Below are 19929 nucleotides of genomic sequence, written 5' to 3'. Positions count from 1 at the left end.
ATCGATGCGGATGAAACCAAAAAGGGGCGTCGGTGGTTCCAATTGCCGGAACCGGCCTGCACAGGGAAAAGGCTGGCCATCATCTTGCCGCTCTTTGCTTTACAGGCTTTGGCGTTATAACTCCATCATACTGATGACGATGAGGAATCACATGCGAAGCGTGTTGAAGTATCTGTCCACCGGCTTTCTCGCCGCGCTCATTCTCCTGCCTGCGGGCGCTCAGGCGCAAGACAACAAGACCGTGCCGGCAAGCCACACGGAAATGCAGCTTTCCTTCGCGCCGCTGGTCAAGCGCACCGCGGGTGCTGTGGTGAACGTCTATGCCGAGCGCGTCGTGCAGCGACGTCTGTCGCCTTTTGCCGGCGACCCGTTCTTCGAACAGTTCTTCGGCCAGCAGATGCCGAACCGCACGGAAAAGCAGTCGTCGCTCGGATCGGGCGTGATCGTTACCGCCGGCGGTCTTGTCGTGACCAACAACCACGTCATCGATGGTGCCGACGACATCAAGGTGGCGCTGGCCGATGGACGCGAGTTTTCCTCCAAGGTGCTGATGAAGGACGACCGCATCGATCTTGCCATTCTGCAGATCGATGCCAAGGAGCAGTTTCCGGTGCTGTCGCTCGGCAATTCGGATGCCATCGAGGTCGGTGATCTGGTGCTGGCCATCGGCAACCCCTTCGGTGTGGGTCAGACGGTGACGAGCGGCATCGTTTCGGGTCTGGCGCGCAACCAGGTGACGCAGGGCGATTTCGGCTTCTTCATCCAGACAGATGCTTCCATCAACCCCGGCAATTCCGGCGGTGCGCTGATGAACATGGCCGGTGAGTTGATCGGCATCAACACCGCGATCTTCTCCAAGGGCGGCGGGTCTAACGGCATCGGCTTTGCCATTCCGGCCAACCTCGTCCGCGTATTCGTCGCTGCGGCTGAGCGTGGGGATGCAAACTTTCAGCGCCCCTATATTGGTGCGACTTTCGATCCCGTTACGTCTGATGTCGCGGAGGCGCTCGGCCTGCATCGCGCCCGTGGTGCGCTCGTCGTCAGTGTCGTCAAGGATGGCCCGGCGGAGAAGGCGGGTATCGAGCCGGGACAGGTCGTCACAGCCGTTGATGGTTTCGAGGTCGAGCATCCCGACGCTCTTGGTTATCGCCTGACGACGGCGGGCATCGGCAAATCCGCCGAACTTACCGTGATGGACAAGGGCAAGGAAAAGAAGCTGACCATCGCACTCGACACGGCGCCGGAAACCGCGCCGCCTGATGAGCGCCTGATCGAGGGCCGCAACCCCTTTGCCGGCGCCACCGTCGCCAATCTTTCGCCGAAGCTTGCCGATGAGTTGCGCATGCCTTCGCAGGTGACAGGCGTGGTCATTACCGACGTGAAGCGCGGTTCGCCAGCCTATCGCGTCGGTTTCCAGCCGAAGGACGTCATCCTGTCGCTGAACGGTGCGGATATCGGCTCCACGGCTGCGGTCGAGAAGGCGCTGGATGACAATCCCGGTTTCTGGCGGGTGGAGATCCTGCGCGACGGGCAGCGCATCCGGCAGTTCCTGCGATGAGTGACGACCTCTTCGCCCCGCAAGTGCCTGTCGAGGTCGCCAATCGGCGGCCTCTTGCCGACCGCCTGCGTCCAAAGACGCTGGCCGAGGTGAGCGGGCAGCCGCATCTGACGGGTGAGGAGGGCGTTCTGCGCCGCATGATCGACAGCGGCTCCCTGGGGTCGATGATCTTCTGGGGGCCGCCCGGAACCGGCAAGACCACGGTTGCCCGCCTGCTCTCGGGCGAGGCGGGGCTGGCTTTCGAGCAGATTTCGGCGATCTTTTCCGGTGTCGCTGATCTCAAGAAGGTATTCGAGGCGGCGCGCACCCGCCGCATGAACGGCCGGCAGACGCTGCTGTTCGTTGACGAGATACACCGTTTCAATCGCGCCCAGCAGGATAGCTTTCTGCCGGTCATGGAGGATGGCACCATCATTCTGGTGGGGGCAACCACCGAAAACCCGTCCTTCGAACTCAATGCCGCTCTTTTGTCGCGAGCGCGGGTGCTGACATTTGGTTCGCATGATGAGGATAGTCTCAGTGAACTTCTGAAGCGGGCCGAGGAGGCGGAGAGCAAACCCCTGCCATTGACGGAGGAGGCGCGGGCGAGCCTGATCCGCATGGCGGATGGCGACGGTCGTGCTGTGCTGACGCTTGCCGAAGAGGTCTGGCGGGCGGCGCGCAAGGATGAGACTTTCGATACCGAAGGGCTGACACGCATCGTGCAGCGACGCGCCCCGGTTTACGACAAGAGCCAGGACGGTCACTACAACCTCATTTCGGCGCTGCATAAGTCGGTTCGCGGCTCGGACCCGGATGCGGCGCTTTATTATCTCGCCCGCATGTTCGATGCCGGCGAGGACCCGCTTTATCTCGGGCGCCGGCTGGTGCGCATGGCGGTGGAAGATATCGGCCTTGCCGATCCGCAGGCGCTGGCGGTCTGTAATGCCGCCAAGGATGCCTATGATTATCTCGGTTCACCGGAGGGTGAGCTGGCGCTGGCACAGGCCTGCGTCTATCTCGCCACCGCACCGAAATCCAACGCCGTTTACACCGCCTTCAAATCGGCAATGCGGGCGGCCAAGGAAAACGGCTCGCTGGTGCCGCCGAAACACATTCTCAATGCGCCGACCAAGCTGATGAAGGGCGAGGGTTACGGTGACGGCTACCGTTATGACCATGACGAGCCGGACGCTTTTTCGGGACAGGATTATTTCCCGGAAAAAATGGGTCGCGCGACCTTTTACGATCCGCCCGACAGGGGTTTCGAGCGGGAAATTCGCAAACGTCTCGACTGGTGGGCGAAGCTGCGCCGTGAGCGCGGCGCGCGGTAGGCGGCGTTCTTCACAAACAGAATCATGTGCTTGGCAAAAAGAGTCGTAAATACGCGCTATCTCTTTGTTTATTAGGGAATTTCCGTCAAAATGCGTGGCGCTTTTACGCCCGTAAAATGCGTGAAAATGCTAGAGCGTTTCGCATTTCGGAGAAAAGCGGAAATGCTTTAAAGAAATCAGGACGCTTTGCGCTGCGGTGCGACCTGCGGCTGCGCCGGCAGCATCTTTACCGAGGACTCCGCCAGGCCGCTATGCCCCTCGGCATCGATCACCAGGTGCCAGTGCATCGTTTCCGGAATGGCGATGCGGATCGGTGATTTTTTCGCGACGCCGCCGAGATATTTGAAGTCGAGCAGTTCGGTGAAACGCTGAAAATTCGCGCCTGTCATCAGCCGCACATTGTTGACGGCCGACAGGGATATTTCAATGGTCGTCCCAGCCCGCAATTCCTTCAGGTCGTAGTGCGTAAAGCGGAAATTCGGCCGTGCCATCGCGTGCTTCCCATACCGTATATTTGGCAAAGGAGGATAGGACGCCAGAGTTAACGAGCCCTTTAAAGCCATGGGCACGCTTGTCGAATTTCGGACAGCCATGCCGCTTTTGAGTGGCTGCGGAGAGTATTGGCGGGGTTCGATGAGACGGTCGGGAATAATACTAACGTATAAGATGCGTATTTAATGATAATAAATTTTTCAACTTTAACATCGGCTGATGGGAATGCCATCTTCGGCGTTGGGGGGAATATGAAAAACGTTACGATATCTATGCGTCTTTATGCGCTTGTCGCATTGTTTCTGGCAATATTGACCGCGGCGCTGACATTCAGCCTTTTTGAAACCTTCCACGAGATGGAGCGCGAGCGCAAAGCCGGGCTTGCGGCGATGAACGAAACCGCCGTTGCCATTCTCGAGCAATATTATCGTCTGGAGCAGAGCGGCAGCCTGACACGGGAAGCCGCGCAGCAGCAGGCCAAAACGACAATTGCGGCGATGCGTTATGGCAATGGCAGCGGTTATTTCTGGATCAACGACATGCATCCCAAAATGGTGATGCATCCGATCAAGCCTGAAATGAACGGCACCGATCTTACCGCCAACAAGGATCCGAACGGCAAGGCGCTGTTCGTCGAATTCGTGAACACGGTGAAGGCGGGAGGTCAGGGCTTTGTTGATTATTATTGGCCGAAGCCCGGCGCGCCGGATCCGGTGGAGAAGTTCTCCCATGTCGCCGGTTTCGCGCCCTGGGGATGGATTGTCGGCACTGGTGTTTATGTGGACGATCTTGAGGCGGTGTTCTGGAGCGATGCCTATTTCAACATCGGTCTGTGCGTTCTCTCCGGTCTTCTGGTCATCGGCGTCGCGGCAGCCGTCGTACGCAGCGTGACGCGACCGATCGACCTTATCCGCCAAAGCATGAAGCGGATCGCCGACGGTGACGGCACGGCCGAAATCCAGTTCGCTGACCGCCGCAACGAAATCGGTGCAATTGCGAAGACGCTTTTGGTCTTGCGTGACAGCGTCAATGAGCGCAGCGCCCTGCAGGCCCGGGAGGCTGACCAGCAGCGGGCACTGGAAGAGGCGCGGCGAGGCAATGAGACGGTTCTGCGCTCCGCATCCGAACGTCAGGCCTTTGCCATGAGCCAGCTCGGCAATTCGCTGGAGGCGCTTGCAAATGGCGATCTGACCGTCGAGCTTGCCGATATTGGCGCGGATTACGAAAAACTGCGCATGGATTTCAACCGTGCCGTCAGCGCTTTGCACGGCGCCATTGAAGCCATTGCCAGAACCGGCCATGTCGTCAATGACAGCGCCTCTGACATCAGCGGCGCGACGGGTAATCTTTCGCGCCGGACCGAACAGCAGGCGGCGGCGCTGGAGGAGACGGCAGCGGCTCTTGATGAGATCACCGCCACGGTGCGCACCGCTTCCGAGCGGGCAAATGAGGCGCGGCAGATGGTACAGGACACGAAAACCAGCGCCGGCCGCTCAGGCGAGATCGTTCGCAACGCCGTCGATGCCATGGGCCGTATCGAGGATTCCTCGAAACGCATCGGGCAGATCATCTCGGTCATCGACGAAATCGCCTTCCAGACCAACCTTCTGGCGCTGAATGCCGGGGTTGAGGCCGCACGGGCGGGCGAGGCTGGACGTGGTTTTGCCGTGGTGGCGCAGGAGGTGCGCGAACTTGCGCAACGCTCCGCCAATGCCGCCAAGGAGATCAAGACCCTTATCAACCGTTCGGCGGAAGAGGTCGGCGGCGGTGTCGCGCTCGTGCGTTCCACGGGCGATGCGCTGGAGGAGATCGTGGCGCTGGTCAACCGCGTCGAAGGCCATGTGAATTCCATCGCCACGGCGGCGCGGGAGCAGGCGACCGGCCTGCAGGAGATCAATACCTCCGTCAACCACATGGATCAGATGACGCAGCAGAATGCCGCCATGGTGGAGGAGACGACGGCGGCCAGCCAGACGCTCGCCGAGGAAAGCCAGCAGCTGCGCTCGCTGCTTTCCCGTTTCGAACTTGGACAGGGGGCAGGGCGCGAGGTTTCTCGGGCGGCGTGAGTTGATCCGCTTGGGATTAATTGGAGGGCGCGGCTTTGGCTGCGCCCTTTTTGTTGCGGCTTAATTCTAGATGTCTTTCTGACGTTTTGGCACAGCACTTCGTGCATTCCAGCGGCTACTGTTTCACCAAGTTTTCTCCTCCCGTCATGCCGGCCTTGAGCCGGTATCCAGCCAGCCCAAGTCTTTGGGCTGAAAAGATTCTTCTCGCCGCGCTGACGCGCGTCGGCTGGATTCCGGCTCAAGGCCGGAATGACGGAAGCAATTTGTTTGCGCTGGGTTTTCGAACACCCCAAAACTGGCCGGTTCGTTATTTCCCGCAACCAATAAGGTTTCGTTTACCTCATTTCTTTAAAATTTGACCTGTATTGCCGCGTTTGCGGCCGCTGAAGGTACAGGTTCTCGTATGGCGTATGTTTCCCTTCCGCGTCGTCTTGTGACGTTGCTGATGATTTCCACGGTCATGGTGTCGTGTTCGGCGGAAGGCCTCGTGCCGCCGGCCGAGGTCGATGGCACCACGCGTGTCAGCGCCATAAGGTCGTCGCGGCAGCAGGGTTACAGCGCGCCGCCGGGCGCGGTCTATCAGGCCGAGCGGGCGGGGCAGGCCAACGATTATCCCACGGCCGTGTCGCAGCCGATGCCGGAGCCTTACGCTTCGCAGGATCCCCTTCTGCAATCGCCGCAGGGCGGACAGGGTTATTCCACACTCGATACCCAGCATCAGGCGCGTATGGCCGCGAGCGGTCACAGCGCAACGACGCAGCCCATGCCAACTCAGACGATGCCAACTCAGGCGATGCAAAACCAGGCCATGTCCTCGCAGCCGATGGCTGACAGCCAGATTGCCGAAGGCGAGGGTGGGGTGAACATGGATTCCATGCTGGGCGTGGAACCGGTTCGCGGGCTTGCGGAAGAGCAGGATGCCGATATTGCCGAGGGCGTCTCGCAGCAGCCGGTGGTGGATGGTATCGGCACCGACAATCCGGTGGCCGTCTCTCCTCCTCGCCGGCAGCAGAGCGCCGGTCAATCACGGTTGATACCGCCGCCACCCCTTGGCTCGTCTTCTCGCCGCCAACCGGTGGAGGAGGTTGCCATGTTGATGCCGAACGATCCGATGGCGCGCGGCGGGCAAAGCAACCGGTCGACCATGCCGCCCGGCGTCATGCCTTCCTCCGAGGTTGCCTGTCGCTCCGAGCTGCGTCGTCTCGGCGTCGCTTTCCGCGATGTTGCGCGTATCGCCGACGGTCCGACCTGCGGCATCGATTATCCGATCGAACTCAGCGGACTTGCCAGCGGCGTCGCCATCCGCCCGGCGGTGAAGCTCAATTGCCAGGTCACGCTTGCCTTCGCCAAATGGGTGAAGTTCGAACTCGTGCCATCCTCGCGCTTCCGTTATCTCTCGGGCGTCGGCCGCATCACGCCGATGGGTGGTTACTCCTGCCGCAAGATGAATTCGCGCTCCAGCAACCCGTGGTCGGAACATGCGCGCGGCAACGCCATCGATATCGGTACGATCACGCTCAAGAACGGTAAGGAAATCGACGTCCGCAGCAAGAACTTCTTCGCCTTCCGCGAAAAGGCTCTGCTGAAGGCGGTGAGGTCCGACAGCTGCAAATATTTCTCGACCGTTCTCGGGCCAGGCAGCGATCCCAACCACTGGAACCATTTTCACTTCGATCTGCGCACCCGCAAATCCGGTTACAGGCATTGCGATTAGAGCGGCGAGAGATAAATCGAAATCGGTCCCGCCGCTCCCAGTTCTTGTTTGAGCATCGGATTTTCCGAAAGCCACAATACAGTTTTCGTTTCGATGCTCTAGGTGTGAGTTTTCAGGAGGTTGTCCATTGACAACGGACTGGAGGTGCGTGGGGCTTACCCCCTCTGCCCTGCCGGGCATCTCCCCCTCAAGGGGGGAGATCGGCAAGCGGCGCTACCACCGCTTCATTCGCCGGCGCTGAGATGGGCGAGACCTTGCCGCAGATCGATCTCCCCCCTTGAGGGGGAGATGCCCGGCAGGGCAGAGGGGGGTAAGCCCCACGCATCTTCGACCCCAATGGATACCCCCCTGAAAGCTAACATCCTGGACGCTCGGTAAGACCTGCCTGGTGGTGCGGGACGATATTCGCTGGGCAGATCGGCGTTTGTTGTGACGCCGTGTATTTCCTGTCATTCCCGTCCCCGAAGCCCGAGGATGAGTCGGAATGACGGAGGGAGGGCGTTGGCATCCATCTCCCAACACATACGCTCCTGTCACATGCGCAAAAAAAACCGGCCCGAAGGCCGGTGAAAAAGACTGCCTTATCGGGGGGATATCGGCGTCTTTGCAAGGGCATAAAATGGGAAGCGATCCCATAGAGTGGTCGATCCGGTGCGGATGCGCGGCAAAAGACACCGCGCCGTACTGACCTGCGGCCAACATGGCTTGCCGCGTCTTTCTGATACGCTATGAGGGTCACATGTTTGTGACAACGGCGCCCGGGAGCCTGTTTTGATGCCCCCTGTTTCAGAGATAATGGTGTTTGCCGCCGCACTTGCGGCGGCGGGTGTTGTCGCCGGCCTTCTCGCAGGGCTGTTCGGCATCGGCGGCGGCGCGGTTCTGGTGCCGGTCTTTTACCACGTCTTCGGGCTTCTGGATGTGCCGGAGGCGGTGCGCATGCATCTTTCGCTCGGCACCTCGCTTGCCATCATCGTGCCGACCTCCATCCGCTCGTTTCTGACCCATCGCCAGAAAGGCGCCGTCGATATCGATCTCCTGAAGGGCTGGATCGTCGCCGTGCCGCTTGGCACCATCCTCGCATCCGTCGTGGCCGCCTATGCCTCCAGTGTTGCGCTGCGGCTGATCTTCGCCTTCATCGCGCTGGCGCTCGCCTTCCGGATGGTTTTCAACCGGGCGAGCTGGCAACTCGGCTCCGACCTGCCGAAAAATCCGGGCCGTTTTCTGGTGGGCACCGGTATCGGGCTTTTTTCCGGCCTGATGGGTGTGGGCGGCGGGGTGATGAACAATACCTTCATGACGCTTTACGGGCGATCCATCCATCAGGCGGTTGCCACGTCCTCCGGCGTTGGTGTGCTGATTTCGCTGCCGGGGCTGCTGGGTTACATCTGGGCCGGTTGGGGGGATGCGGGCCTGCCGCCGTTTTCAACCGGCTTCATCAACTGGATCGCCGTGGTGCTCCTGATCCCCATTACTCTCGTGGTTGCGCCCTATGGTGCGCGGCTGGCGCATGCGCTCAGCAAAAAGCAGCTGGAGCGGGCTTTCGGGGTGTTTCTGGTCTTCGTCGCGGCGCAGTTTTTCTACAGCGTTTACGGCTGATTTTCCTCGATTGCCGAACGCAGTGTTCAGGCCTCCGGGCTGGCATTTGCGCGTTTCACGGCCTATATGGCGTGCATCTTACTCGGTTTTTCGAAAGATTCGCGATGAATGCCATTGTTTCGATACGGAATCTGACCAAATCCTACGCAAATGGCTTTCAGGCGCTCAAAGGCGTCAGCCTTGATATCAGAGAGGGAGAAATTCTCGCTCTTTTGGGTCCGAACGGTGCCGGCAAGACGACGTTGATCTCCATCGTTTGTGGTCTCGTCAATCCGGGCGAAGGTTCCGTTTTTGTCGGCGGGCATGATGTGGTGAAGGATTTTCGCCAGACCCGCGCCCTGATCGGCCTCGTGCCGCAGGAGCTGACGACGGATATGTTCGAGACCGTATGGAACACGGTAAGCTTCTCGCGTGGCCTGCACGGGCAAAAGAAGAACCCGCAACTGATCGAAAGCGTTCTGAGGTCCCTGTCCTTGTGGGACAAGAAAGACAACATGCTGCGGGAGCTTTCCGGCGGCATGAAGCGGCGCGTGCTGATCGCCAAGGCGCTTGCACACGAGCCGAAGGTACTGTTCCTCGACGAGCCGACCGCCGGCGTCGACGTGACCCTGCGCCGCGACATGTGGAATGTCGTTTCCGAGCTGCGCACCAAGGGCGTCACCATCATTTTGACCACGCATTACATCGAGGAGGCGGAAGAGATCGCCGACCGTGTTGGCGTCATCAATGGCGGCGAGCTGTTGCTGGTGGAAGAAAAGACGGCGCTGATGAAGAAACTCGGACGCAAGCAGCTTTTCCTTGAACTCGCGCAGCCGGTGGAAACCTTGCCCGACAGTCTCGCGCCCTTCGGCCTGACGCTTTCGGATGATCGTTGTACGCTCACCTATGAAATCGAGGACAACGGCGAGCAGGGCCGCATCGCCGATCTTCTGGGCGCTCTTTCCGCCGCCAACATCCATTTCAAGGATATTTCCACGCGGCAGAGTTCGCTTGAGGATATCTTCGTTTCGCTGGTGGGAGGCCAGAAATGAATTTCGAAGCCATCAAGTCCATCTATCTGTTCGAAATGGCGCGCACGCGGCGCACACTGCTGCAGAGCGTGATTTCGCCGGTCATCTCAACATCGCTTTATTTTATCGTGTTCGGAACTGCGATCGGCTCGCGGATTCAGGAAGTTGGCGGCGTTTCCTATGGCGCTTTCATAACGCCCGGCCTGATCATGCTGACGCTTCTGACCCAGTGCATCAGCAACGGCTCCTTCGGCATCTATTTCCCGAAATTCACCGGCACGGTCTATGAGATATTGTCCGCACCCGTATCGATGACGGAAATTGTCGCCGGTTATGTCGGGGCGGCGGCGACCAAGGGGCTGATGATCGGCACGATTATTCTGATCACGGCCACCTTCTTCGTGGATATCCACATTGCCCATCCGTTCATGATGGTGCTGTTTTTCGTGCTGACGGCTATCAGTTTCAGCCTGTTCGGCTTCATCATCGGCATCTGGGCGACGAATTTCGAGCAGCTGAACCTCATTCCCATGCTGGTGGTGCCGCCTTTGACCTTCCTTGGCGGCAGCTTCTATTCCATCGACATGCTGCCGCCCTTCTGGCAGACGGTCAGCCACTTCAATCCGGTGCTTTATCTCATCAGCGGTTTCCGCTGGAGTTTTTACGAGATCGCCGACGTCAATCCCGTCATCAGCCTTGCGATGATCACGCTGTTTCTGGCGCTGTGCCTCGGTGTTGTCGGCTGGATGTTCAAGACGGGTTACCGGCTGCGCAACTGACGGTACGACCTACCTCCCTCATTCCTGTGCTTGTCACAGGAATCCAGCCGACGCGCGTCTGCGCGACGGGAAGACTCCTTTCAGCCCAAAGACTTGGGCTGGCTGGATCTCTGTGACACGCACAGAGATGAGGGAGATTGGGGCGTGCTGCCCAGTTCCAACAAGCCTCAAGACATGATCAACCCACCATCGACATTGATCGTCTGGCCGGTGATGTATGCCGCATCGTCGGAAGCTAGAAACGCCACCAGTGCGGCCACTTCGGCGGGCGTTCCCGCGCGGCGCATGGGGATGTTGCGCACCCACTCGGCCATCAGTTCGCCGGGCTTGTACTCACCCAGCATCTGGCCCCAGACGCGGTCGTTATAATCCCACATTTCGGTGTGGATGATGCCGGGGCAAATGGCGTTGACGGTGATGCCTTCCGGAGCGAGTTCCTTGGCAAGGCTTTGCGTCAGGCCGATAACGCCGAACTTCGAGGCGGCGTAATGCGGGGTATAGATGAAGCCCTGACGCGCCTGGCCGGAAGCAGTGTTGACGAGGCGGCCTTTGGTGCCGCTGGCGCGGAAGCGGCGGATCGCCTCCTGGCAGCACAGGAACGCGCCCTTGGTGTTGACGTCGAGATTGAAATCCCACTGTTCCTGCGTCAACTCTTCAATCTTTGAAATGGTGATGACGCCGGCATTCTGGATGGAGATGGAAAGCGCGCCGATCGCCTCTTCGGCTGCGCTATAGGCGTCGCGCACCGCTGCCGCATCGCGCACATCGAGGATGATGCCATGGGTAATGGTGCCGGTTTCGTCCGCCAGTTTTCTGGCGGCGTCATGGGTGTCCTTGTCGACAGAGGCGATGGCGACTTTTGCGCCTTCCTCGGCAAAACGGCGAGCTATGCCGTATCCGATGCCCTTGTTGCCTCCGGTCACGAATACGGATTGACCTTCAAAGCGCCTCATGTCTCCTCCTTTATGGGATTTTGGCTATGTTTCTTTGCCGACCAGTCGTTCGGCGGTGAATTTATCGGTGACGAGCACGTCGATCACACCGGTTCTGAGCGCGCCTGCAATTGCCTCGGTCTTTTTCGAGCCGCCGGCGAGCGCAATGACGCGATCGACATTGGAGAGGTTTTCCAGCGGCAGGCCGATGACCCGGTCGTCGAGCGGCGTCTTCACCGGCTTGCCGTCCTTGTCGAAGAAGCGCAGCGAGATGTCGCCCACCGCACCCGCCTGGGCTAGATCGGCCAGTTCCTTGGCGGAAAAGATATTGCCGGAACGGGCAAGTAGCTCCGATGGTTCGACCGCGCCGACGCCGACAATGGCGAGCGTGATGGACCCGAAGAGATCGATGGTTTCGCGCACGAAGGGATCGGCGAGCATCAAGAGTTTGGCTTCCCGCGAGGTGGCGACGCCCGGCACCGGCAGCAGTTTCGGTTCGGCTTCCGTCAGCCGGGCCAGCCGGGTGGTGATCTGGGTCGCATGCGTCTGCACGGAAGGATCGCCCATGCCGCCCAGCGTCTGGACGATATAACGCGCCTTGGCACCTTTAAGCGGATGGATGTTTTCCACCATCTTGAAAATCGTCTGGCTCCAGCTGGAGACGCCGATGATCTCGTTCTGCGACAGCGTCACCTCAAGAAAATGCGCCGCTGCCTCGCCAATGCGGGCCATGATCGCGCCGTCGCGATCCTCGCTGCAATCGACAACGATAGCTTCCGGCAGGTCGAAACGTTCGCGCAGCTGCGCTTCCAGATCGCTATAGGTGCCGGGCGGTGGAATGATGCTGGTGCGGACGATGCCTTCCGCCTCGGCACGCTTCAACATGCGCGAGACGGTTGCCTGCGACAGGTTGAGATGCTGCGCGATTTCCGCCTGACGCTTGTGTTCGCTGAAATACATCTGCGCCACGCGGGAAATCATTCGAAGTTCGTTTAGCCTGCCCATAAGCCCTCCAGGGTGAATTTTTATTCACCATTACCCGAGGTTACAGGCAAGGTCGAGCGGGCAATCGCGTCGCGCCAGATGCCGAGCTGCTGCCGGCTTTCGCTGTTGGCGGGCGCGATGATGTTGCCCTGGCTTGCAAGGGCGGCGATGGCCGCAAGATCGCTCCAGAAACCGAGGGCGAGGCCGGCGAGATAGGCTGCACCCAGCGCGGAAGCTTCCGGCGCGTCGCGTTGGATGACGGGGTGTTCCAACATATCGGCGACGCATTGCATGAGAAAACGGTTCTGGCTCGGCCCACCATCCACGAATAGTCGCCCGAAGCCGGAAGGCGACTGCGCGCGCATGGCGGCAAAGACGTCATGGACCTGAAAGGCGATGGAATCGGTGACGGCGCGGGCCATCTGGGCACGGGTGGTGCTGAAATTTATCTGGGAGAACAAGGCCCGGGCATGCGTATCCCAATAGGGCGCGCCGAGGCCAACGAATGCCGGTACGAAACCCGGACCTTCGGGTTCTGCCGTGGCGGCAAGCTCTACGAGGGCCGCGACATCCGGCAGGCCGAGAATGTCGGTCATCCAGGGCAGGGAGGCTGCCGAAACGAGAATATTGCCTTCAAAGGCGAAGGTCGGTTTGCCGCCGAGCCGCCATGCAACGGTGGTCGTGATGCCGCGTTCGGGCGCGATGAAATGCGGCAGGGTCGTCATGACTGACGAGCCGGTGCCGAACGTCACCTTGCCGTCACCGGGATTGAAGGCGCCATGGCCGAATAGGGCGGCGTGGCTGTCTCCGATGGCGGCAAGAATCGGCGTGCCGTCCTTGATGCCGGGAACGCCTGATGTGACGCCAAAATCGCCGCTGCTGTCGCGCAGGTCCGGCAGAGCGTTGATATCGATGCCGAAGAGATCGCAAAGCTCATCGCTCCAGACCTGCCGGTTGAGATCGAGCACCTGGCTGCGGGCGGCGTTGGAAGCATCGCAGGCATGGACCTTGCCGCCGGTGAAGCAATGGATCAACCAGCTATCGATGGTGCCGAGGCGGAGCCTGCGGCCCTTCGGCGCGCGCTCCAGAAGCCAGCGCATTTTTGCACCCGGAAACATCGGATCGATCGGCAGGCCGGTCAGCGCCATGACGCGCTCGGAATGGCCCTTCTCGATCAGTTCGGCGCAATCCTGCGCCGTTCTTCGGCATTGCCAGCTGAGCACCGGGCCGAGCGGCTCGCCGGTTTCGCCGTCCCAGATGGTCACGGATTCGCGCTGGTTGGAGATGGCGATGGCCGCGACATCAACGTCAGAGGGCGAGGCGGCAAGGCAAGCGGAGATCGCTTCGCGGACCGAGTCCCAGATGCGCTGCGGCTCCTGTTCCACCCAGCCGGGCTGCGGATAGGCGATGCCGACCGGTGATGAGCCGCGCGCCAGCAGCTCTCCGCTTTCCGAGACGAGAATGGCCTTGGAATTGGTGGTGCCCTGATCAATGGACAGAATGGCGCGCATCACGTGAGTCTTTCGTCGGCAGTTTTTCGTTTCGGCCTTGCGGCGATTAAACGACGATATTGCAGAAAGGGTGTCGCCGCGCATCCGAAGACACGCGACGACTCTGGGAGGAGACTTTATTTTCTCTTGATCAGCACTTCGGCCGCATCCGCAATGGCGGCAGGCGCCATGCCGAATTCATCGAGCAGCCATTCGGCCGAACCCGTGTGAGCAAAGACGCCGGGAACGCCGAGGCGTTTCATCGGCACGGGGGCCTGTTCGACCACAACTTCGGCAACGGCAGACCCAAGGCCGCCGAAGATCGAATGTTCCTCTGCCGTCAGGATCGCGCCGGTTTCGGTCGCTGCGGCGACGATGGCCGCCTCATCGATGGGGCGCACGGTCGCCATGTTCAGTACGCGGGCCTTGATGCCGCGGCTTGCCAGAATATCGGCGGCCTTGACGATGCGGTGGGTCAGCGTGCCGTTGGCGATCAGCGTCAGATCGGAACCCTCGCGCAAAAGATTGGCGCGACCGAGTTCGAAGACATGGCCTTCCGGCAGCAGATCCGGCACGCCGACGCGTGACAGGCGCAGGAAGCAGGGGCCGGCATAGTCCGCCGCCCATTTGACAGCGGCGGCTGTTTCGATGCGGTCGCAGGGGGCGATGACCGGCAGGTTCGGCAGAACGCGGGTCCAGGCAAAGTCCTCGATGGAATGATGCGTCGGGCCGAGTTCGCCATAGGCCATGCCGGAGGATATGCCGATCAGCTTCACATTGGCGTTGGAGTAAGCAAGGTCCGCCTTGATCTGCTCCAGCGCGCGGCCGGTGAGGAAGCAGGATGCGCCGCAGACGAAGGGCAGCTGGCCGCCATTGGCGAGACCGGCGCCGACGCCGACCATGTTCTGTTCGGCAATACCGACATTGACGAGGCGCTCGGGGAATTTCGACTTGAAGCCACCGAGCTTCGAGGAGCCGACCGAATCGTTGCAGACGGCGACGACCTTGTCATTGCCGGCGGCCAGCGCCTCCAGCGTTTCGGCGAAGGCGTCGCGGCAGTCATACAGCTTGGCGGCGGTTACGGGCGCGTTCATCACAATGTCTCCGAAAGTTCTTTGACGGCGATTTCATATTGTTCCCTGCTCGGAACCTTATGGTGCCAGTCGACGCGGTCCTGCATGAAGGAAATGCCGTGACCCTTGTTTGTGTGGGCGACGATGCAATGCGGGCGATTGCCGCGATGCTCCAGCGCCGGCACGACTTCCGCCATGGCGTTGCCGTTGATTTCGCTGACTTCCCAGCCGAAAGCCTCGAGCTTCGGGCGAAGCGGCGCGACATCGTTGGTTTCCGAAAGCGCCGCACCCTGCTGGAAGCGGTTGTGGTCGACGATCAGCGTCAGATTGTTGAGGCCGAACTGTGCGGCGGACATGATGGCCTCCCAGTTGGAGCCTTCCTGCATCTCGCCGTCACCGGTCATCACATAGGTGTGGTAGTCCGCGCCGGAAAGCTTGGCCGCCTTCGCCATGCCGACAGCGACGGGCAATCCATGGCCGAGCGGGCCGGTATTTGTTTCGACGCCCGGCACCTTGTTACAGTTCGGGTGGCCGTTGAGGCGCGAATTCGGCTGCAGGAAGGTCGAGATTTCCTCTTCCGGGATGAAGCCGCGCTTGGCGAGCGTCACATAAAGCGCGCAGGCCGTGTGGCCCTTCGAAAGCACGAAACGATCGCGCGCAGGGTTCTTCGGATCATCCGGCCAGATGCGCAATACGCGGAAATAAAGGGCCGTCATGATGTCGATAGCCGACATCTCGCCGCCGACATGGCCCGCACCCGCTTCGAAAACAGCCTGTACGTCGCGAAGGCGAATCTGGCGCGCAATGCGCTCTAGCTCCTGGGACTGCATGGAATCCTCTTCAAAACATGCGTGTGAATATTTATACAGCTATTTATATAATTGCAGAGATGGCGTTTCTGTCAAGCCGGAATTGCGGATTCTCTTGTTTCAATTCGTGCTGGTTATTTCTGCCGCTACATTCGCATTCATGGTGAAGAGCATCTCCACCGCCCTCATTCCTGTGCTTGTCACAGGAATCCAGTCAGCCCAAGTCCTTGGGCTGAAAGGGCTCTTCCCGCCGTGCAGGCGCGCGTCGGCTGGATTCCTGTGACGAGCGCAGGAATGAGGTGGGGAGGCGCAAGTCTCCAGCTCTCCCATCTTGCGCAAGGCCTGCCTCGCCATCCAAGCCTATTGACAAGCTTCTCAGAACTGGCTTATGCATGTTTCACCGATGATGAATAATTATTCTAATCGGTTTAAAAAATGCAAGACAGTCACCGGGAGGAGCCATGTCCGCGATTGAACGCAATGAGGGGGTCAAACACACCAGGAGCCCGCTTGCCTGGCTGAGTGGTGCGACCGGACCTCTTTTGGGCCTGCTGCTGCTCTGCGTGTTTCTGACTTTCGCCAGCGAGAACTTCCTGTCGCTCAGAAACGGTCTGAACATTCTCGACCAGATCACCGTTCTCGGCATCATGGCCGTTGGCATGACCTTCGTGATCCTGCTCGGCGGCATCGATCTGTCTGTTGGTTCGGTTCTGGCGCTGTCGATGATGATCATGGGCTGGACGGCTAATGTCGCGGGAATGCCGATGGGCATGGCCATCGTGCTGGCGCTTGTCGCCTCTGCCGCCTGCGGCCTTGTGGTCGGTATTCTCGTCACCGCTTTCCGGGTGCCTGCCTTTATTGCCACGCTGGCAATGATGTCGGTGGCGCGCGGACTTGCCAATATGATCACCGACGGCCAGCAGATCGTCGGTTTTCCTGACTGGTTCATGATGCTGGCGATTGAGCGCCATTTCGGCGTGCTGACCGCAACCGTGCTTTTGATGCTGGTCGTGGTGCTGATTTCCTGGGCGTTCCTGCGTTTCCGTTCGGAAGGCCGCACCGTTTATGCGGTGGGTGGCAACCCGGAAGTGGCGCGTCTTGCCGGCATCAACGTGCCGTTGGTGACGATCTGCGTTTATGTCGCCTGCGCGGTTCTCGCCGGTCTTGCCGGTATCGTTCTCGCCGCACGTCTCGACTCGGTACAGCCCTCCAGCGGCTTCGGTTACGAGCTGGATACGATTGCGGCCGTCGTCATCGGTGGAACCTCGCTTTCGGGCGGTGCGGGCGGCATTGGCGGAACGCTGATCGGCGTGCTGATCATCGGCGTGCTGCGCAACGGCCTCAACCTGCTCAACGTTTCTCCCTTTCTCCAGCAGGTCATCATCGGTGTCGTCATCGTGCTGGCCGTGGGTGCTGAAACTTTGCGCCGCCGCAGAAGCTGAATTTGCCTGCGGATGGTGCTGAGCCGTCCGCGCAATAAACGACCCTCCCGGCATGGGAGGCGTGAAAAACGGCCGGAGGGGAGGAGGTTCGATCTGCCCAAAGGTCAACAATCAACAAATGGAGGAATAATCATGAAATTTTCACGCATTCTGCTGACATCCGCTGCCCTTCTCGCCCTGTCGCTCGGCCAGGCCAATGCCGCCGAAGTCAAGAAGATCGGCCTTGCCGTCGCCAATCTGCAGGCGAACTTCTTCAACCAGATCAAGCAGGCCGTCGAAGCCGAAGCCAAGACGCGCGGCATTGCCGTCGTCACCGTTGATGCCAAGGGTGACGGCCCGACGCAGGTGAACCAGATTCAGGATCTGCTGACCCAGAATATCGATGCGCTGATCTACATTCCGGCCGGTGCCGCTGCCGCGACCGTTCCGGTGAAGCTTGCGAAAGCCGCCGGCGTTCCGGTCATCAACATCGACCGCAATGCCGATGGCGCGCCGGGCGATACCTTCCTCGCTACCGATTCCGTCGCTTCCGCCAAGTCGGTTTGCGATTACATCATCAAGCAGGCCGGCGGTTCGGGCAAGATGGTCATCATCCATGGCCAGAAGGGCACGACACCGGAAGTGGACCGCACCAAGGGCTGCATGGAATCCGTAAACGCCAATTCCGGCGTGAAGATCGTCGCCGAACAGTGGTCCAACATGTGGAGCCAGGATGAAGGCTTCCAGATCATGCAGAACATGCTGCAGGCCAATCCTGACGTTTCCATCGTCTTTGCGCAGGCCGACGGTCTGGCGCTCGGCGCGGCACAAGCGATCAAGGTTGCCAATCCTTCGCAGAAGATCGTCGTTGGCGGTTTCGATGGCGACACGGCAGCCCTTGAGGCGCTGAAGAACGGCGTCTTCGACGTAACCGCGACACAGCAGACCCAGAAGATGGGCCGCATGGCTGTCGAAATGGCCGTCAAGATCGTCGGCGGCGAGAAGGTTCCGGCCGTGCAGCTCTCCGATGCGACGCTGACGACCAAGGAAAATGTCGAAGGCTTCATCGCCAACCACCCCTGATCCCGTTGCCCCGCGCGTCCAATCTGATGCGCGGGGCATTCATTGGTTTGTCTTTAGGTTATTTCGGACGCAAGGCTTCGGGCATTCCCGCTGCTGACGTGTCCTGGGAGGTCCCGTCATGCGCGAGCCGGTTCTTTCGCTCCGTGGCATCAGCAAACGTTACGGTCCGCTTGAGGTTCTGAAAGCCGTCGATCTCGACGTCTATCCGGGGGAAGTGGTGGCCTTGCTGGGTGAAAACGGTGCGGGCAAATCCACGCTGTCAGGCATCATCGCCGGTTCGCGTGAGCCGTCCGAAGGCAAGATGACATGGCTTGGCCAGCCCTATGCGCCGTCGTCCCCGCGTGAAGCGATCGACAAGGGTGTCGTTCTGATCCATCAGGAGCTGAAGCTTCTGCCGGAACTTTCCATTGCCGAAAATGTCTTCATTGGCCGCTGGCCGATGAAGAATGGCGTTGTCGACCGCGCCGAGATGGTGCGCAGAGCACAGCAGCAGCTGGCGCGCCTCAACCTGCACATTCCCGCGACCCGCAAGGTGGCCGGTCTCTCGACTGCGAACCAGCAGTTGATCGAAATCGCCAAGGCGCTGGCGCTCGACGCCAAGCTCCTGATCCTCGACGAGCCGACGGCGGCACTTGGCGGTGCGGAAACGCAGGCGCTGTTCGAGCAGGTGCGCAAGCTGCGCGCCGAGGGCGTGGGCATCATCTATATTTCCCACCGCATGGAAGAGATCAAACAGATCACCGACCGCATCGTCGTGTTGCGCGACGGCGAACGGGTGCATGAATTTGCCGATAGCGCGACGCCGGTGCGCACCATCGTCGAAAGCATGGTCGGCCGCTCGCTGGAGCGCCTGTTCCCGACGTTGCCGGAACCGCAGGACAAGATGGTGCTGGAGGTCAAGGGGCTGACCGGCGCGGACAATGCTTTCCGCGACATCAGCTTCGGCGTTCGCGCCGGTGAAATCCTAGGCATTGCCGGGCTGATCGGCGCGGGACGCACCGAACTGGTGCGGGCTATTTCCGGTGCCGATCCGACGAGTGCGGGTGAGGTGTTGCTGGATGGCAAGGTGCTGACGCTGAAAAGCCCGGCGGATGCCATCGCCAGGGGCATCGTCATGGTGCCGGAAGACCGCAAATTGCAGGGGCTGGTGGTGGAGCACGAGATCGGTGAAAACCTGATCTATGCCAATCTCGACCGCGTTGGCACCGGCTGGATCACGCCACGCATCAAGCGCGCCTTTACCAGGGAAGCCATCGCCAAATTCGGCGTCAAGGGCCGCAGCGAACAGCCAGCATCGGATCTTTCCGGCGGCAACCAGCAGAAGGTGGTCATTGCCAAATGGCTTGCCCGCAATCCGCGTGTGGTGGTGCTGGACGAGCCGACACGCGGCATCGATGTCGGCGCAAGGGCGGGCATCTACGATATTATCGTCGGTCTGGCGAAAGACGGCGTCGCCGTCATCGTCGTCAGCTCCGATCTGGAAGAGGTGCTGGGCGTTTCGAACCGGATCCTCGTGCTTGCGCAGGGAAAACAGGCCGGCATCCTCAACCGCGACGAAGCAAACGACGTCTCGGTCATGGAACTGGCGACCATCTGAAGAAGGAAATAG

The 19929-nt window shown here is 60.3% G+C and carries 17 protein-coding genes; 11 read left to right on the top strand and 6 right to left on the bottom strand.

Annotated features, from left to right (window positions below; all coding sequences use genetic code 11):
* Positions 1-151: 151 nt before the first annotated feature.
* Both AKG12_RS03940 and AKG12_RS03935 read left to right on the top strand, forming a co-directional pair.
* Entirely contained in the window at positions 152-1558 is a 1407-nt protein-coding gene (locus AKG12_RS03940) for a DegQ family serine endoprotease (protein WP_052817940.1), read from the top strand.
* On the top strand, positions 1555-2871 hold the full coding sequence (locus tag AKG12_RS03935) for a replication-associated recombination protein A (RefSeq protein ID WP_052817939.1): 1317 nt from the start codon (positions 1555-1557) through the stop codon (positions 2869-2871). The genes AKG12_RS03940 and AKG12_RS03935 overlap by 4 nt, the downstream gene beginning before the upstream one ends.
* Before the next feature lie 176 nt (positions 2872-3047).
* Here AKG12_RS03935 and AKG12_RS03930 read toward each other — a convergent pair whose 3' ends face one another.
* On the bottom strand, positions 3048-3362 hold the full coding sequence (locus tag AKG12_RS03930) for a DUF1883 domain-containing protein (protein WP_046798183.1): 315 nt from the start codon (positions 3360-3362) through the stop codon (positions 3048-3050).
* 252 nt (positions 3363-3614) lie between these two features.
* On the opposite strand from AKG12_RS03930, the gene AKG12_RS03925 reads away from it, so the two are divergent.
* The 6 genes from AKG12_RS03925 to AKG12_RS03905 all read left to right on the top strand — a co-directional run bounded on the left by AKG12_RS03925 (position 3615) and on the right by AKG12_RS03905 (position 10528).
* Positions 3615-5429 carry a methyl-accepting chemotaxis protein gene (locus AKG12_RS03925; RefSeq protein ID WP_046798184.1) on the top strand — a complete coding sequence of 605 codons (1815 nt, stop codon included), beginning with the start codon at positions 3615-3617 and terminating at the stop codon, positions 5427-5429.
* 35 nt (positions 5430-5464) lie between these two features.
* Complete coding sequence (locus tag AKG12_RS30655) at positions 5465-5788, top strand: hypothetical protein (RefSeq protein WP_197283299.1); 324 nt, start codon at positions 5465-5467, stop codon at positions 5786-5788.
* 44 nt (positions 5789-5832) lie between these two features.
* A complete protein-coding gene (locus AKG12_RS30140; protein ID WP_052817938.1) occupies positions 5833-7143 on the top strand; it encodes an extensin-like domain-containing protein in 1311 nt (436 codons plus the stop codon).
* A 774-nt stretch (positions 7144-7917) separates the two neighbouring features.
* A complete protein-coding gene (locus AKG12_RS03915; protein ID WP_046798186.1) occupies positions 7918-8739 on the top strand; it encodes a sulfite exporter TauE/SafE family protein in 822 nt (273 codons plus the stop codon).
* A 104-nt stretch (positions 8740-8843) separates the two neighbouring features.
* Positions 8844-9770 carry an ABC transporter ATP-binding protein gene (locus AKG12_RS03910; RefSeq protein WP_046798187.1) on the top strand — a complete coding sequence of 309 codons (927 nt, stop codon included), beginning with the start codon at positions 8844-8846 and terminating at the stop codon, positions 9768-9770.
* Positions 9767-10528 carry an ABC transporter permease gene (locus AKG12_RS03905; protein ID WP_046798188.1) on the top strand — a complete coding sequence of 254 codons (762 nt, stop codon included), beginning with the start codon at positions 9767-9769 and terminating at the stop codon, positions 10526-10528. Before AKG12_RS03910 ends, AKG12_RS03905 begins: the two co-directional genes overlap by 4 nt.
* 167 nt (positions 10529-10695) lie before the next feature.
* Here the strand turns inward: AKG12_RS03905 and AKG12_RS03900 are convergent, their stop codons facing one another.
* The 5 genes from AKG12_RS03900 to AKG12_RS03880 all read right to left on the bottom strand — a co-directional run bounded on the left by AKG12_RS03900 (position 10696) and on the right by AKG12_RS03880 (position 15837).
* Entirely contained in the window at positions 10696-11481 is a 786-nt protein-coding gene (locus AKG12_RS03900; RefSeq protein ID WP_052817937.1) for an SDR family oxidoreductase, read from the bottom strand.
* Positions 11482-11505: 24 nt separating this feature from the next.
* Positions 11506-12465, bottom strand: coding sequence for a sugar-binding transcriptional regulator (locus AKG12_RS03895; RefSeq protein WP_046798190.1), 960 nt, complete (start codon positions 12463-12465; stop codon positions 11506-11508).
* A gap of 20 nt (positions 12466-12485) precedes the next feature.
* Positions 12486-13955 carry an FGGY family carbohydrate kinase gene (locus AKG12_RS03890; protein WP_052817936.1) on the bottom strand — a complete coding sequence of 490 codons (1470 nt, stop codon included), beginning with the start codon at positions 13953-13955 and terminating at the stop codon, positions 12486-12488.
* Positions 13956-14071: 116 nt separating this feature from the next.
* Complete coding sequence (locus tag AKG12_RS03885) at positions 14072-15028, bottom strand: transketolase family protein (RefSeq protein WP_052817935.1); 957 nt, start codon at positions 15026-15028, stop codon at positions 14072-14074.
* Positions 15028-15837 (bottom strand): transketolase, encoded by an 810-nt coding sequence (locus AKG12_RS03880; protein WP_052817934.1) that lies wholly within the window; start codon positions 15835-15837, stop codon positions 15028-15030. Before AKG12_RS03880 ends, AKG12_RS03885 begins: the two co-directional genes overlap by 1 nt.
* Positions 15838-16277: 440 nt before the next feature.
* Between AKG12_RS03880 and AKG12_RS03870 the strand changes: the two genes are divergently transcribed.
* From AKG12_RS03870 to AKG12_RS03860, 3 genes are all read left to right on the top strand, one after another.
* Positions 16278-17258, top strand: a complete 981-nt coding sequence (locus AKG12_RS03870; RefSeq protein WP_052817933.1) for an ABC transporter permease — start codon at positions 16278-16280, stop codon at positions 17256-17258.
* Positions 17259-17390: 132 nt separating this feature from the next.
* Entirely contained in the window at positions 17391-18320 is a 930-nt protein-coding gene (locus AKG12_RS03865) for a sugar ABC transporter substrate-binding protein (protein ID WP_003520405.1), read from the top strand.
* 118 nt (positions 18321-18438) lie between these two features.
* Positions 18439-19917, top strand: a complete 1479-nt coding sequence (locus AKG12_RS03860) for a sugar ABC transporter ATP-binding protein (protein ID WP_052817932.1) — start codon at positions 18439-18441, stop codon at positions 19915-19917.
* Positions 19918-19929 lie beyond the last annotated feature (12 nt).

Source organism: Agrobacterium sp. SUL3 (genome assembly GCF_001263295.1).
Classification (GTDB): Bacteria; Pseudomonadota; Alphaproteobacteria; order Rhizobiales; family Rhizobiaceae; genus Agrobacterium; species Agrobacterium tomkonis.
This window is presented reverse-complemented; position numbering and strand designations above follow the sequence as displayed.